This window comes from Citrobacter sp. C5_2 (assembly GCF_014596845.2).
Taxonomy (GTDB): domain Bacteria; phylum Pseudomonadota; class Gammaproteobacteria; order Enterobacterales; family Enterobacteriaceae; genus Citrobacter; species Citrobacter werkmanii.
The window spans coordinates 4935109-4950693 of sequence record NZ_CP115032.1; the positions used below are offsets into that span (position 1 = coordinate 4935109).

Sequence of the window (15585 nt, forward strand, 5' to 3'; positions counted from 1 at the left end):
TTACTGCTAATTTTCATCAGACAATCTGTGTGAGCACTGCAAAGGTCGGTTCTTTAAGGTAAGGAGGTGATCCAACCGCAGGTTCCCCTACGGTTACCTTGTTACGACTTCACCCCAGTCATGAATCACAAAGTGGTAAGCGCCCTCCCGAAGGTTAAGCTACCTACTTCTTTTGCAACCCACTCCCATGGTGTGACGGGCGGTGTGTACAAGGCCCGGGAACGTATTCACCGTGGCATTCTGATCCACGATTACTAGCGATTCCGACTTCATGGAGTCGAGTTGCAGACTCCAATCCGGACTACGACATACTTTATGAGGTCCGCTTGCTCTCGCGAGGTCGCTTCTCTTTGTATATGCCATTGTAGCACGTGTGTAGCCCTACTCGTAAGGGCCATGATGACTTGACGTCATCCCCACCTTCCTCCAGTTTATCACTGGCAGTCTCCTTTGAGTTCCCGGCCGGACCGCTGGCAACAAAGGATAAGGGTTGCGCTCGTTGCGGGACTTAACCCAACATTTCACAACACGAGCTGACGACAGCCATGCAGCACCTGTCTCAGAGTTCCCGAAGGCACCAAAGCATCTCTGCTAAGTTCTCTGGATGTCAAGAGTAGGTAAGGTTCTTCGCGTTGCATCGAATTAAACCACATGCTCCACCGCTTGTGCGGGCCCCCGTCAATTCATTTGAGTTTTAACCTTGCGGCCGTACTCCCCAGGCGGTCGACTTAACGCGTTAGCTCCGGAAGCCACGCCTCAAGGGCACAACCTCCAAGTCGACATCGTTTACGGCGTGGACTACCAGGGTATCTAATCCTGTTTGCTCCCCACGCTTTCGCACCTGAGCGTCAGTCTTTGTCCAGGGGGCCGCCTTCGCCACCGGTATTCCTCCAGATCTCTACGCATTTCACCGCTACACCTGGAATTCTACCCCCCTCTACAAGACTCTAGCCTGCCAGTTTCGGATGCAGTTCCCAGGTTGAGCCCGGGGATTTCACATCCGACTTGACAGACCGCCTGCGTGCGCTTTACGCCCAGTAATTCCGATTAACGCTTGCACCCTCCGTATTACCGCGGCTGCTGGCACGGAGTTAGCCGGTGCTTCTTCTGCGAGTAACGTCAATCGCTGTGGTTATTAACCACAACGCCTTCCTCCTCGCTGAAAGTACTTTACAACCCGAAGGCCTTCTTCATACACGCGGCATGGCTGCATCAGGCTTGCGCCCATTGTGCAATATTCCCCACTGCTGCCTCCCGTAGGAGTCTGGACCGTGTCTCAGTTCCAGTGTGGCTGGTCATCCTCTCAGACCAGCTAGGGATCGTCGCCTAGGTGAGCCGTTACCCCACCTACTAGCTAATCCCATCTGGGCACATCCGATGGCAAGAGGCCCGAAGGTCCCCCTCTTTGGTCTTGCGACATTATGCGGTATTAGCTACCGTTTCCAGTAGTTATCCCCCTCCATCGGGCAGTTTCCCAGACATTACTCACCCGTCCGCCACTCGTCACCCGAGAGCAAGCTCTCTGTGCTACCGTTCGACTTGCATGTGTTAGGCCTGCCGCCAGCGTTCAATCTGAGCCATGATCAAACTCTTCAATTTAAGTTTGATGCTCGTGAATTAAACTTCGTAATGAATTACGTGTTCACTCAGAGACTTGGTATTCATTTTTCGTCTTGCGACGTTAAGAATCCGTATCCTCGAGTGCCCACACAGATTGTCTGATAAATTGTTAAAGAGCAGTGCCGCTTCGCTTTTTCTCAGCGGCGCGGGGTGTGCATATTACGCTATCCCGCTTCAGAGTCAAGCGTTTATTTACGCTTTTCTCCGCTGACCCGGCGGCGTGTAATCCGTTGTTCCGTGTCAGTGGAGGCGCATTATAGGGAGTTATTTCAGGCTGACAAGGGGAAATTCAAAATAATTTTCCGAGTGATTATTTTTTATTCTTTGCGCTTATTTTGGCAACGTTTTGTGGGTTAATTGGGCAATTTCCCGTGCAAAACCCGCGACCTGTTCCCAATCGGTATACACCACTTCTTTATGCGTATCCGTTTCACCGCCTGACATCTTCATTATCAGTTGGATCATCACACGGTCATACCAGCGATAGCGGGGATACAGCAAAGCGCCGGCAATAACCGCACTTCGATCCGGCCGCCACGGTGAACTCATCAGGAACTTACGCGCATAGCTGTTGGTTTGCGGCGTACGCTTCTCCGGTTTACGGGCAACCAGGTTAACGGAGTAGAACGCACTCGGCATCGCATTCAGCCGCGTGGCATGCTTTTTCACAAACTCCTGAAATGCGGCATGGTAATGACCATAGCGAATCGAGGCGCCAATCACCACGCTGTCATAATTTTGCCAGTCAGGCTCCGCGGTGCGATGCAAATTAACAACATCCGTCCAAACGCCCAGCTCTTTGAGTTCAGAAGCCAGATACTCGGCGATTTCACGCGTTTGCCCGTCCCGGGAAGAAAAAAGAATCAGTGTTTTCACGTGTTACTCCATTATTCACGCCAGAAAGTAGGGGTAAAGAGTACCAGCAGAGTAAAGACCTCCAGACGACCAAACAGCATATTGGCAATCAGGATCCACTTCGCCACGGGGTTCATACTGGCAAAGTTGTCGGCGACAACGCCCAGCCCTGGCCCGAGGTTATTCAGCGTCGCCACCACGGAGGCAAACGCGGAGAAGTCATCAACACCGGTCGCAATAATCGCCAGCATACTGATAATAAAGACCAGCGCATAGGCAGAAAAGAATCCCCATACGGCTTCAAGAATTCGCTCCGGCAGCGCACGGTTACCCAGCTTAATACTGTAAACAGCATTCGGGTGAACCAGACGTTTCAACTCGCGGTTACCTTGCTTAAACAGCAACAGGATACGAATCACCTTCAAGCCACCGCCCGTAGACCCGGCACAGCCGCCGATAAAGGCAGAACACAACAACAGCACCGGCAGGAACAGCGGCCAGCGGGCAATGCTGTCGGTGGTAAATCCGGCGGTCGTCGCCATTGATACCACCTGGAAAAAGGCCTGGTTGATGGTCGTGAGCGCTGAACCGTAGGTATTGTGTATCCACAGTACCAGCGTACAGACAGCCACCAGCGTCAACTGCACGCCGATGAACATGCGAAATTCCGGATCGCGCCAGTAGACCTTCAGGCTACGGCCGCTTAATAAAGAGAAGTGCAGGCCATAGTTACAGCCGGAGATCAGCAAGAAGATAGCAATGATGGTGTTGATCGTGGGACTGTCGAAATATCCCACGCTGGCATCGTGCGTGGAAAAGCCGCCAATCGCAATCGTGGCAAAGCTGTGCCCAATGGCGTCAAACGCTGGCATCCCGGCAAACCATAGCGCCAGTGCACATGCCACCGTCAGCAATACATAGATAAGCCACAGGGTTTTCGCCGTTTCGGCAATACGCGGGCGCATTTTATTATCTTTCAGCGGCCCCGGCATTTCTGCCCGGTAGAGCTGCATCCCCCCAACGCCAAGAATAGGCAGAATAGCCACCGCCAGCACGATGATCCCCATCCCGCCGAACCATTGCAGCATCTGTCGATAAAAGAGGATAGCGTGTGGCAATGAATCCAGCCCCACCAGCGTTGTTGCCCCGGTGGTGGTCAATCCGGAAAAGGATTCAAAAAATGCATCGGTAATCGTCAGGTTAGGGCTTTCCGCAAAGATGAACGGCAGCGCACCCACGCTACCCAGCACGGTCCAGAACAAGACGACAATCAGAAAACCTTCGCGAGATTTCAGCTCGCCTTTCTCTTTGCGGTTCGGCCACCACAGCATGGAGCCGATCGCCAGAGCAACGAAGAAAGTTTGGGTAAATGCACGCCCTGCCCCATCACGATAGATGAGCGCCACCAGTCCGGGGATAATCATTGTTCCCGAGAATAAGATGACCAGTAGTCCAACGATTCGGGTAATGGCGCGAAAATGCATCTCTACCGCTTCCTTAGTTCTTTAAAATGAGGTGGGGATTATTCTTCAATCGCTAACAATTGCAATGAACCACGACTAAAATCCGCCAGTTTTGCCGAAAATTCATCCACTTTGGCATAAGGAAGCGCCACCCTGAGCCAAACAAAAGCCTGGTAATCACTGGCAACGACTTTACCGTCAAACTGACCCAGCAAAGCTTCTATGCCTGCCAGCTGACCGTACTCACACTGCAAAGTATATTCGGTTAATGGCGTCTTGCGCTGTGTCGTTAACTGACGCAACGCCTGATTCACACCGCCACCGTAGGCTTTTACCAGCCCACCCGTACCGAGAAGAATACCGCCGTAGTAGCGCACCACCACCGCGGTAATCTCACCGACACCGCTGCCCATCAGTTGCGCGAGCATCGGCTTGCCTGCCGTTCCCGCCGGTTCGCCATCGTCTGAAAAGCCCAACTGCTGCGAGTCATTCGGCGCACCCGCCACCCATGCCACACAATGGTGGCGGGCGTCCGGGTGTTCCGTTTTGACGGACTCAACGAATGCTTTCGCCGCTTCTACGCCGTCCGTATGGGCGAGCAGCGTAATAAAGCGGCTTTTTTTGATCTCTTCAACGACGCTAACCGGCGCCGCAGGGATTAACCAACTGTCCATTACGCCAGTTTTAAATCCCGCGTCATGTTCTCGATATTGTTCTCGTGGACCACCACGTTGTCTTCAATACGAATACCGCCGAACGGTTTCAGAGCTTCAATTTTCTGCCAGTTGAAGTGTTTGCTGAACTGCCCTTCACGCCACGGCGCCAGCAGCGATTCAATAAAGTAGATGCCCGGTTCGATGGTCAGAACCATGCCCGGCTGCAGAACACGGGTGCAGCGCAGGTAAGGATACTTCGACGGGGCAGCAAGGTGGGTACCGCTGTCATCCTGCATAAAGCCAGCGACATCATGCACCTGCAGACCCAACGGGTGACCAATACCGTGCGGCATAAACGGTCCAGTAAGATCGTTTTCCACCATCGCCTCTTCACTCATATCGGTGATGATTTGATGCTTACGCAGCAGCTTCGCGATGCGCTGATGGAACTGAATGTGGTAATCCACGTAGCTGGTACCTGCTTTCATGGTAGCGATAAGCGCCAGCTCTTCGTCGTTAACATCTTTCACCAGATGCGCATAGTCGTTGTCGCTTTTCGCCGACCAGGTACGCGTCAGGTCTGCCGCATAGCCGTTATATTCCGCACCAGCGTCCAGCAGGAAGCTGCGAATTTCAGACGGCGCCTGATGATCCAGTTTGGTGTAATGAAGAACCGACGCATGCTCATTAAGCGCAACGATGTTGCTGTATGGCACGTCGGTGTCGCGGTGACCGGTCGCGGTCAGATAAGCCAGGTTGATGTCAAATTCGCTCATCCCGGAACGGAACGCTTCTTCCGCGGCACGGTGTCCATTCACCGCCATTTTCTGCGCTTCGCGCATACAGGCCAGTTCGTAATCCGTTTTAAAGGCGCGGTAATAATGCAGGTAGTCGATCACCCCTTTCGGGTTGATGTTGCTGGCCGCGATGTCCAGTTGCAACGCACGTTCCGGAACCGGACCGATATAACCGATATTGCCGCGAGCAGCTGGCAGTTGGCTACCGATACCGTCCGCTTTTGGCAGCGCGATGATCTCGATTTCTTCTGTCCAGAAGGAGGTCGGCAGCGGCTCAACGTTATGCCAGTAGTCGACCGGCAGATAGAACCACAATTTTGGCTTATTCACACCATCCACCAGCAACCAGCAGTTAGGGACCTGCGTTACGGGTACCCAGGCTTTGAATTGCGGATTGACCTTAAACGGGTACGGATGATCGTCAAGGAAGACGTTAACAAGTTCGCCAGAGTGAATAAGTAACGCATCCAGCTTGAAGCGTTCCAGCGCATCGCGCGCCCGCTCTTGTAAGGTAACGATATGATTTTTATAGAGTGCGGCCAGTGATTCCATTTTCTATCCTTCTGTTTTTGACCTCAAGACTCCGCATCTTAGCACATCGCTTTGTGAGTGCGTGATTTCTGCCGAGCGTGATCAAATCGTCATTTCTTTAATCATTCATTTGCATTTTTTTAACATAAAACACACACTTCGATTCATCTGGTATGACCAGATCACCTTGCGGATTCAGGAGACTGACATGCTTTACAAAGGCGACACCCTGTACCTCGACTGGCTGGAAGATGGCATCGCCGAACTGGTGTTCGATGCCCCTGGTTCGGTCAATAAACTCGACACGGCCACCGTTGCCAGCCTGGGCCATGCGCTTGACGTGCTGGAAAAACAACCGAATTTAAAAGGGCTGCTGCTGCGCTCTAACAAAGCAGCCTTTATTGTCGGTGCCGATATCACCGAATTCCTTTCATTGTTCCTCGTGCCTGAAGAACAGTTGAGCCAGTGGCTGCATTTTGCCAACAGCGTCTTTAATCGTCTGGAAGATCTACCTGTTCCGACCCTCTCAGCGGTAAATGGCTATGCGCTGGGCGGCGGCTGCGAGTGTGTGCTGGCGACCGATTACCGTCTGGCAACGCCGGACCTACGCATCGGCCTGCCGGAAACCAAGCTGGGCATTATGCCGGGCTTTGGCGGATCCGTGCGTATGCCACGTATGCTGGGCGCGGACAGCGCGCTGGAAATCATTGCTGCGGGTAAAGATGTTGGTGCTGAGCAGGCGCTGAAAATCGGCCTGGTCGATGGCGTCGTGAAACACGAGAAACTGCTTGATGGCGCGATCGCCATATTACGTCAGGCGATTAACGGCGATCTCGACTGGAGAGCCAAACGCCAGCCGAAGCTGGAACCGTTGAAACTCAGCAAAATTGAAGCGGCGATGAGCTTTACTATCGCCAAAGGTATGGTGGCGCAGACGGCCGGGAAGCATTATCCCGCACCAATCACTGCCGTGAAAACGATTGAGGCGGCAGCCCGTTTTGGCCGTGAAGAAGCGCTGAACCTGGAAAATAAAAGTTTTGTTCCACTGGCGCACACCAGTGAAGCTCGCGCATTGGTTGGGATCTTCCTTAACGATCAGTTCGTGAAAGCCAAAGCCAAAAAGCTCACCAAAAATATTGAGGCGCCAAAGCAAGCGGCGGTGCTGGGCGCGGGGATTATGGGCGGCGGTATCGCTTACCAGTCGGCCTGGAAAGGCGTGCCGGTTGTGATGAAAGATATCAACGACAAATCATTAACGCTGGGCATGACCGAAGCGGCCAAGCTGCTGAACAAACAGCTCGAGCGCGGCAAAATTGACGGCCTGAAAATGGCGGGCGTGATTTCCACTATCCATCCAACCCTCGACTATAGCGGCTTCGAGCGTGTGGACGTGGTAGTCGAAGCGGTTGTGGAAAACCCGAAAGTGAAAAAAGCGGTACTGGCGGAAACCGAAGATAAGGTACGCCCGGACACCGTACTGGCTTCGAACACCTCAACCATTCCAATCAACGAACTGGCCAGCGTGCTCAAACGCCCGGAAAACTTCTGTGGCATGCACTTCTTTAACCCGGTACACCGCATGCCGTTGGTTGAGATCATTCGCGGCGAAAAAAGCTCAGATGAAACCATCGCTAAGGTTGTCGCCTGGGCAAGCCAGATGGGCAAAACGCCAATTGTGGTCAATGACTGCCCTGGTTTCTTCGTCAACCGCGTGCTGTTCCCCTATTTTGCCGGTTTCAGCCAGTTGCTGCGCGACGGAGCGGATTTCCGCAAAGTCGACAAAGTGATGGAAAAACAGTTTGGCTGGCCGATGGGCCCGGCTTATCTGCTGGACGTGGTGGGGATTGATACCGCGCATCACGCACAGGCGGTGATGTCTGCGGGCTTCCCACAGCGTATGCAGAAAGATTATCGCGATGCGATCGATGCCCTGTTTGATGCTAACCGTTTCGGACAGAAAAACGGTCTCGGGTTCTGGCGTTATAAAGAAGACAACAAGGGCAAGCCGAAGAAAGAAGAAGATACCGCCGTTGATGGTCTGCTGGCAGAGGTCAGCCAACCGAAACGCGACTTCAGCGATGACGAGATTATCGCCCGCATGATGATCCCAATGGTCAACGAAGTGGTGCGTTGTCTGGAAGAAGGCATTATCGCCAGCCCGGCAGAAGCCGATATGGCGCTGGTTTATGGCCTGGGCTTCCCTCCGTTCCACGGCGGCGCGTTCCGCTGGCTGGATACGCTCGGCAGCGCGAAGTATCTCGATATGGCCCAACAGTATCAGCACCTAGGCCCACTGTATGAAGTTCCGGCCGGTATGCGTGATAAAGCGCGCCATAACGAACCGTATTATCCCCAGGTTGAGCCTGCCCGCCCGGTTGGCAGCCTGAAAACGGCTTAAGGAGTCACAATGGAACAGGTTGTAATTGTTGATGCGATCCGTACCCCGATGGGCCGTTCAAAAGGGGGAGCGTTTCGTAACGTGCGGGCAGAAGACCTCTCCGCACATTTAATGCGTAGCCTGCTGGCGCGTAATCCGGCGCTGGAGCCATCCGCGCTTGATGATATTTACTGGGGCTGTGTGCAGCAAACGCTGGAGCAGGGTTTCAATATCGCTCGTAACGCGTCACTACTGGCGGAAATCCCACATTCAGTACCGGCAGTGACCGTTAACCGTCTCTGTGGTTCATCCATGCAGGCGCTGCATGATGCAGCACGCATGATCATGACCGGCGATGCTCAGGCGTGCCTGATTGGCGGCGTGGAACATATGGGCCATGTGCCGATGAGTCACGGGGTTGATTTCCACCCGGGTATGAGCCGCAACGTGGCGAAAGCCGCGGGGATGATGGGCCTGACGGCGGAAATGCTCTCCCGCATGCACGGTATTAGCCGTGAAATGCAGGATGCCTTCGCCGCGCGTTCACACGCTCGCGCCTGGGCTGCTACACAGTCTGGCGCATTTAAAAATGAAATCATCCCGACTGGCGGTCATGATGCAGACGGCGTGCTGAAGCAGTTTAACTACGATGAAGTTATCCGCCCGGAGACCACGGTTGAAGCGCTTTCTACCCTGCGCCCGGCATTCGATCCAGTTAGCGGCACGGTGACGGCCGGTACCTCTTCCGCGCTTTCCGATGGTGCTGCCGCGATGCTGGTCATGAGCGAAAGCCGTGCCCGTGAGCTGGGTCTGACGCCACGTGCCCGAATTCGTTCAATGGCCGTTGTCGGCTGCGACCCTTCCATCATGGGTTACGGTCCGGTTCCGGCTTCAAAGCTGGCGCTGAAAAAAGCGGGACTCTCCACCAGCGACATCGGCTTGTTTGAGATGAATGAAGCTTTTGCCGCCCAGATCCTGCCGTGTATTAAAGATCTGGGGCTGATGGAGCAGATCGACGAGAAGATCAACCTCAACGGCGGGGCGATCGCATTGGGTCACCCGCTGGGTTGTTCCGGTGCGCGTATCAGCACTACCCTGCTCAATCTGATGGAACGCAAAGACGTACAGTTTGGTCTGGCGACGATGTGTATCGGGTTAGGTCAGGGTATCGCGACGGTATTCGAGCGAGTTTAATCAAGGCACGCCGGGGGCGCTTCGCTTGCCCGGCCTACGAAATGTTATCTCAAAGGCATTGGTGCCAGAACAAGGCGGCAAGTGAATGAATCCCGATGAGCTTACGTGTAGTAAGTGATTCGGGTGAATGAGCGCAGCCAACACAGTTATGGTGCCAATGGCGAAGAGAGAAAATTTAGTTGCCGTTCTTCCCGCCTGTCAGGGGCGGGTTTTTTATTTCCCTGAACTACCACGTACCACTAACTGCACCGGCAGCAGCAGATTCTCTTCCTGCTTCTCTTCGAGTAGTAAACGCAGCGCTTCCCGACCCAGCTGTTGCTTATCAACCGCGATAGTGCTCAGCGGCGGATGTGACCAGGCTGCGGCATCAATATCATCAAACCCTACCAGCGCAAGGTCTTCCGGGATACGTATGCCCTGCTGCGCGCACACTCTTTGAACAACCATCGCTGCCGCATCGTTATAGGCAAAAATGGCATCGGGTGGCTCCGGCAACCTGAGCAGCTCATTAACCGCCTCTACCAAAGATTGCTCGGTATCGAGCAACGGCGGCGCGATGGCTTCGTACTCTGGCGGCATCAGCAACCGGGCTTCATACAATGCATGACGATAGCCCTTCTCACGCTGACGAATACTGTAGTGAGAAAGTGTACTGGCAAGAAACGCGATGCGGTTGCGACCTTGTGCAATCAGGTGTTGCGTGGCCAGATAGCCGCCCTGGGTATTGTCCGGATTGACACAAGGCAGGCCAGGCGCCCAGAGATCCACCAGCACCAGCGGCAGTTTCATCTGTTGCAGCAGCCCAAGCAATTCAGGCTCAAAAAATCCGGCGCAGATCAGCGCATCCGGCTGGTGCAGCAGCACCTGCTCACTCACCGTATCACCCGGACCGATAGACAGAAAGCTCAGCGCAATACCATTCTCGCGACAAAGATCTTCTATACCTAACAGCAGTTGGGAGTAAAACGGTAATGCGCGGCTAATATTGTGCTGACGATGCAGCAAAAACAGGACGCGTTTGATCTTGTCGCTGCGCAAGCGGGAAAAATCATAACCCTGCTGCTGCGCCACAGAAATAATGCGCAACCGGGTATCTTCACGCAGCCCCGGCTGCCCTTTTAGGGCGCGGGAAACAGCGCCAACTGAGACCCCACATGCTTCGGCAATGTCTCTGATACGTACAGGTTTCGTCATTTCACTCTCATTGATTATACGCAGGCTCGTTGCGCCCCCAGCCAGGCGGCACCACGCACGCCGCTGCTGTCGCCGTGTCTGGCCGGAACGATCGGTGTACGGCACTGTTTACCAAATACGTACTGTGCTACTCGCGCCTGCAAGCCAGAATACAGTAAATCGATATTAGATACCCCGCCCCCCAACACAATCACATCGGGATCGAGCGTATTCACCACGCTTGCCAACGCCCGCGCCAGTTGATCGCAATAGCGTTCCCATAACGAACACGCATCTGCATCACCCGATTCTACCTGTCGCATAATTTGTGGCACACCCGCATGTTGCGCGGTGTGGTTCAAATACTGGCGTTCCAGACCGCTGCCGGAAATAAAGCTTTCGATACAGTTCAACTGTCCGCAATAGCATGTCACTGCGGCCCCATCCCGGGATTCATGATAACGCGGCAAGGCATTATGCCCCCACTCGCCTGCGCAGGCGTTAGGGCCGGAAATCAGGCGGTTATCGATACACACACCGCCGCCGCAACCGGTACCGAGGATGACGCCAAAAACGACGCTGTGTCCATATCCGCTGCCGTCCATCGCCTCTGACAGCGTAAAGCAGTTAGCATCGTTGGTGACGGGCACAGCCATCCCTAACGCTTGCTCAAGATCTTGCGCAAAGCTCTGCTGATTCAGCACCAGAATGTTGGAGTTTTTGATTAACCCTTCGCTATCCACCGCACCGGGCACCCCAACGCCAACCGAGAAAGGCTGATTAACGGCCTGCCTGGCCTTAGCAATCATCTCCGTTACGGCGTGGAAAAAATCGCCATAGCTCTGCTTTGGGGTTGCGCATCGCTCGCGATAAACAATTTCCCCCGTATTATCAATCACTACCGCTTCGATTTTAGTCCCGCCAATATCCAGACCAAGCCTCATGGTTTTCCCTCGTTTGCGCCTTGTAATGTGATGCTGCATAGCTTGCCAACTTTGTTTACTAAACAAAAAGAGTTCCGTCACAAAAGCTTATTTTTATGATTAATAGATAGACAAAAAAAGTTTACTAAAAAACTGGTGAGATAAGAGAGGCAACGGGACCGGGCTTGCACCCTGTAGTAGAAGTAAGGTGAGTGATGAATGCGCCGGAAGGGCTCCGGCGCACAGCGCTTAAATAAACGCGAACGCGTCGCCAAACAGGCGGTCTTCACGCGCACTGCGTTCATTGCAGAACAGATCGCGCGCAATTTTAGCCATTTCAAAACGTCCGGCAATGTAGATATCGTGTTCCGCCAGGGTACCGTAATCCTGTAATACTGCCGTTAATACGGTGCCCGTACGGCCACGCCAGCCTTCTTCAGGCTGTTCTACCACTGGCTCAACGCGCAGATTCGGATGATTTACTGACAGCGCTTCCAGCTCAGAGAGATCGTAGAGATGCTTCTCTTCGCGCCCGCCCCAGTAAATAGTGATATCGCGATTTGGATTGCGCGCCAGCGCGGTAAGCAGAATGGAACGCGCGTAAGAGAATCCCGTCCCGCCGGCAATCAGGAGCAACGGTCGTTCGTCCTCATCACGTAGCCAGGCTTCGCCATGCGGAATGTCGACCTTAATTTCCCGGTCTTTCAGAATGCGGTCCATCACGGCCATGGCGTACAGATTTAGCTCAGAAGCGCCAACGTGCAGTTCAATGAACCCCTGCTCGTCCGGCGTAGATGCCATGGAGAACGGGCGCTTATCTCGTTCGTCCATCACGACCATTAAATACTGGCCGGCACGAAAGGAAAACGCCGCGTCTGGCACTAAACGAACGCGATATACGGTGTCAGTGATAGCTTCTACCGAGGTCACTTTACAGCTTAAGGTTGTCATGCGCTCTCTCTGTCGGATCAATAGGCAAAACGATCGCGCCTCAGGCGCTTTTGCCGTCATTAAAGATGGCCAGTTCATCCCAAATTGCGTCAATACGTGCAGTGACTTCAGGATCTTTTTTTATCGGACGTCCCCATTCGCGTTGGGTTTCGCCCGGCCATTTATTGGTGGCATCCAGCCCCATTTTTGAACCAAGACCGGAAACCGGCGAGGCAAAATCCAGGTAATCAATGGGTGTATTCTCTACCAGTACAGTATCCCGGGCCGGGTCCATACGCGTCGTAATCGCCCAAATCACATCATTCCAGTCGCGTGCGTTGACGTCATCATCGCAGACAATAACAAATTTGGTGTACATAAACTGACGCAAAAACGACCAGACACCCATCATGACGCGTTTGGCATGACCTGCGTACTGTTTTTTCATCGTTACCACGGCCAGGCGATATGAGCAGCATTCCGGAGGCAGGTAAAAGTCGACGATTTCCGGAAACTGCTTTTGCAGAATAGGCACGAAGACTTCATTCAGCGCCACGCCAAGCACTGCGGGCTCATCCGGCGGGCGTCCGGTGTAGGTAGAGTGATAAATTGCATCTTCACGCTGAGTAATGTGCGTGACGGTAAAGACCGGGAAGCTATCTACTTCATTGTAGTAACCAGTATGATCGCCATATGGTCCTTCCGGGGCCATTTCACCCGGTTCGATATAGCCTTCCAGCACAATTTCAGCACTGGCAGGCACTTCCAGATCGTTGGAAATACATTTGACCACTTCAGTTTTGGTGCCACGCAACAGCCCGGCAAATGCGTACTCAGATAATGTATCCGGGACAGGGGTAACAGCGCCCAGAATTGTTGCCGGGTCTGCTCCCAAGGCCACAGAAACCGGGAACCGTTCACCAGGATGCGCCGCGCACCACTCCTGATAATCAAGCGCGCCGCCGCGATGGGAAAGCCAGCGCATAATGAGCTTGTTTTTGCCAATCAACTGCTGACGATAGATACCGAGATTCTGCCGCTCTTTATGCGGGCCGCGCGTAACGGTCAGCCCCCAGGTAATCAGCGGCGCAGCATCCTCTGGCCAGCAGGTCATAATCGGAATACGGTTTAAGTCGACTTCATCGCCTGAATAGATTTTTTGCTGGCAAGGCGCGCCGCGTAACCGCTTAGTCGGCATGTTCAACACCTGCTTAAACTGCGGCAGCTTATCGAACAGATCGCGAAATCCTTTCGGTGGCTCAGGCTCTTTCAAAAACGCCAACAGCTTACCCACTTCCCGTAGCGCCGAGACATCTTCTTGCCCCATCCCCATCGCCACACGCTTCGGTGTGCCAAACAGGTTACACAGCACCGGCATTGTATAGCCTTTAGGATTTTCAAACAGTAACGCAGGCCCACCGGCACGCAAGGTGCGATCGGCAATTTCAGTGATCTCCAGGTGGGGATCCACCTCAAGCGAAATGCGTTTGAGCTCGCCCTGCTGTTCAAGCAGCGTCAGGAAGTCGCGTAAATCGTGATATTTCATGGCGTCCATTGTGGCCTCTTCGTAAGCGCTTCATTATACGGCGTTCATCATTGTGATGCTGTATTTTTGTTAAATTAGCGTGAACTCTGGCGATACATATCAGGCCTGGGAGTATATACCCATTGGGTTTCAGCCTGCTTTGCGGCGGGTATAATTAACTTAACTCATGGCTTTTGCTATGCTGGCGCTCAGAACAAGCGGATAAGAGTTATTATGCAATCCTGGTATTTACTGTACTGCAAACGTGGGCAACTTCAGCGAGCCCAGGAACATCTGGAAAGACAGGCGGTGAACTGCCTGACGCCTATGATCACCCTGGAAAAAATGGTGCGCGGTAAACGGACCACAGTCAGTGAACCCCTATTCCCTAATTATATGTTTGTCGAGTTCGACCCGGAAGTGATCCACACCACCACCATCAATGCCACGCGTGGTGTCAGCCATTTCGTCCGTTTCGGTGCGACGCCGGCGACCGTTCCTTCTCCCGTCATTCATCAACTTTCTATCTATAAACCTGAAGGTATTGTTGACCCTGAAACCCCTCATCCGGGGGACAGTGTGATTATTACCGAAGGTGCGTTTGAGGGGTTGAAAGCGATCTTTACCGAACCCGATGGCGAAGCGCGTTCCATGCTGCTGCTTAACCTATTGAATAAAGAGGTTAAGCAGAGCGTGAAAAACACCGGCTTTCGAAAAATTTAAGTCGCCTTAGAAAGTCACTTCAAACAGCGTTCTGACGTTCGCATCAATGGTTGCTGACAACCATTGAGGATCCTCGCCGCGCCAGTGGGCAATACGCTCAAGAATATGGGGTAGGTGCGCAGGTTCATTGCGCCGTGACGCTGGTTTAGGCGTTAAATCCCGGGGAAGTAAGTAGGGCGCATCGGTTTCGATCAGCAATCTCTCAACCGGGATAAAGGGCAGCAGCTCACGCAGTTCCATGCCCCGGCGCTCATCACACACCCACCCGGTGATACCAATGTAAAGACCGCGGTCTACACAGTCCTGCATCTCCTGGCGCGAGCCTGTAAAGCAGTGCAGCACCGCACCGGGCAGGCTGTCCAGCCATGGCTCCAGTAACGTCAGAAAACGCTCATGGGCGTCCCGACAATGCATGAAAACCGGCATCTGCAGTTCAGCAGCAATGCGCAGTTGTGCCACAAAAGCACGCTCCTGCTCCTGCGGCGTGGAGAAATTGCGATTGAAATCCAGGCCGCACTCACCAATAGCGACCACCTGCGAATGGTTTGCCAGCGCAATAATTTCTGCTTCTGTTGAGGACTGCCATTGGCTGCTGTCATGCGGGTGCACGCCAGCCGTGGACCAGCAATGCGGATAATGCTGCGCCAACGTTAAAGCCTGCTGGCTTTCGTGCAGGTTTGTTCCGGTCAGAAGCATTCCGTTTACGCCCGCAGCAAAGGCGCGCGCCACGACCTCATCCCGGTCTTTCGCAAATTGTGAACTGGTTAAATTAACGCCAATATCAAACATGCTTCCTCCCATATGACAACCGCCCTGAC

The 15585-nt window shown here is 53.6% G+C and carries 12 protein-coding genes and 1 rRNA gene; 3 read left to right on the forward strand and 10 right to left on the reverse strand.

Going from position 1 to position 15585, the window contains the following annotated elements:
• Nucleotides 1-59 precede the first annotated feature (59 nt).
• The 5 genes from ICA20_RS23935 to pepQ form a co-directional block, all read right to left on the reverse strand.
• Nucleotides 60-1599 (reverse strand): 16S ribosomal RNA (locus tag ICA20_RS23935).
• Nucleotides 1600-1950: 351 nt separating this feature from the next.
• Nucleotides 1951-2496 (reverse strand): menaquinone-dependent protoporphyrinogen IX dehydrogenase, encoded by a 546-nt coding sequence (hemG, locus tag ICA20_RS23940; protein ID WP_038634428.1) that lies wholly within the window; start codon nt 2494-2496, stop codon nt 1951-1953.
• An 11-nt stretch (nt 2497-2507) separates the two neighbouring features.
• The gene (trkH, locus tag ICA20_RS23945; protein WP_003017848.1) at nt 2508-3959 is read right to left on the reverse strand and encodes a Trk system potassium transporter TrkH; all 1452 of its coding nucleotides are present in this window, start codon (nt 3957-3959) and stop codon (nt 2508-2510) included.
• Between the two features lie 38 nt (nt 3960-3997).
• A complete protein-coding gene (locus ICA20_RS23950) occupies nt 3998-4612 on the reverse strand; it encodes an IMPACT family protein (protein ID WP_038634432.1) in 615 nt (204 codons plus the stop codon).
• Nucleotides 4612-5943, reverse strand: a complete 1332-nt coding sequence (gene pepQ, locus ICA20_RS23955) for a Xaa-Pro dipeptidase (RefSeq protein WP_038634435.1) — start codon at nt 5941-5943, stop codon at nt 4612-4614. The genes ICA20_RS23950 and pepQ overlap by 1 nt, the downstream gene beginning before the upstream one ends.
• A gap of 187 nt (nt 5944-6130) precedes the next feature.
• Between pepQ and fadB the strand changes: the two genes are divergently transcribed.
• Together fadB and fadA are read left to right on the forward strand one after the other, a co-directional pair.
• Nucleotides 6131-8320, forward strand: coding sequence for a fatty acid oxidation complex subunit alpha FadB (gene fadB / locus ICA20_RS23960; RefSeq protein WP_038634438.1), 2190 nt, complete (start codon nt 6131-6133; stop codon nt 8318-8320).
• 9 nt (nt 8321-8329) lie between these two features.
• Nucleotides 8330-9493, forward strand: a complete 1164-nt coding sequence (fadA, locus tag ICA20_RS23965; protein ID WP_038634440.1) for an acetyl-CoA C-acyltransferase FadA — start codon at nt 8330-8332, stop codon at nt 9491-9493.
• Between the two features lie 213 nt (nt 9494-9706).
• Here fadA and ICA20_RS23970 read toward each other — a convergent pair whose 3' ends face one another.
• The 4 genes from ICA20_RS23970 to ubiD form a co-directional block, all read right to left on the reverse strand.
• The gene (locus ICA20_RS23970; RefSeq protein WP_038634443.1) at nt 9707-10687 is read right to left on the reverse strand and encodes a LacI family DNA-binding transcriptional regulator; all 981 of its coding nucleotides are present in this window, start codon (nt 10685-10687) and stop codon (nt 9707-9709) included.
• 14 nt (nt 10688-10701) lie between these two features.
• Nucleotides 10702-11610 carry an ROK family protein gene (locus ICA20_RS23975; protein WP_038634445.1) on the reverse strand — a complete coding sequence of 303 codons (909 nt, stop codon included), beginning with the start codon at nt 11608-11610 and terminating at the stop codon, nt 10702-10704.
• A gap of 228 nt (nt 11611-11838) precedes the next feature.
• Nucleotides 11839-12540 (reverse strand): NAD(P)H-flavin reductase, encoded by a 702-nt coding sequence (gene fre / locus ICA20_RS23980; RefSeq protein ID WP_038634448.1) that lies wholly within the window; start codon nt 12538-12540, stop codon nt 11839-11841.
• A gap of 40 nt (nt 12541-12580) precedes the next feature.
• On the reverse strand, nt 12581-14074 hold the full coding sequence (gene ubiD / locus ICA20_RS23985) for a 4-hydroxy-3-polyprenylbenzoate decarboxylase (protein WP_038634451.1): 1494 nt from the start codon (nt 14072-14074) through the stop codon (nt 12581-12583).
• Between the two features lie 204 nt (nt 14075-14278).
• Here ubiD and rfaH point away from each other — a divergent pair, with 204 nt between their 5' ends.
• Nucleotides 14279-14767 carry a transcription/translation regulatory transformer protein RfaH gene (gene rfaH, locus ICA20_RS23990; RefSeq protein WP_038634455.1) on the forward strand — a complete coding sequence of 163 codons (489 nt, stop codon included), beginning with the start codon at nt 14279-14281 and terminating at the stop codon, nt 14765-14767.
• 6 nt (nt 14768-14773) lie between these two features.
• Here the strand turns inward: rfaH and tatD are convergent, their stop codons facing one another.
• Complete coding sequence (gene tatD, locus ICA20_RS23995; protein ID WP_038634456.1) at nt 14774-15556, reverse strand: 3'-5' ssDNA/RNA exonuclease TatD; 783 nt, start codon at nt 15554-15556, stop codon at nt 14774-14776.
• Nucleotides 15557-15585 lie beyond the last annotated feature (29 nt).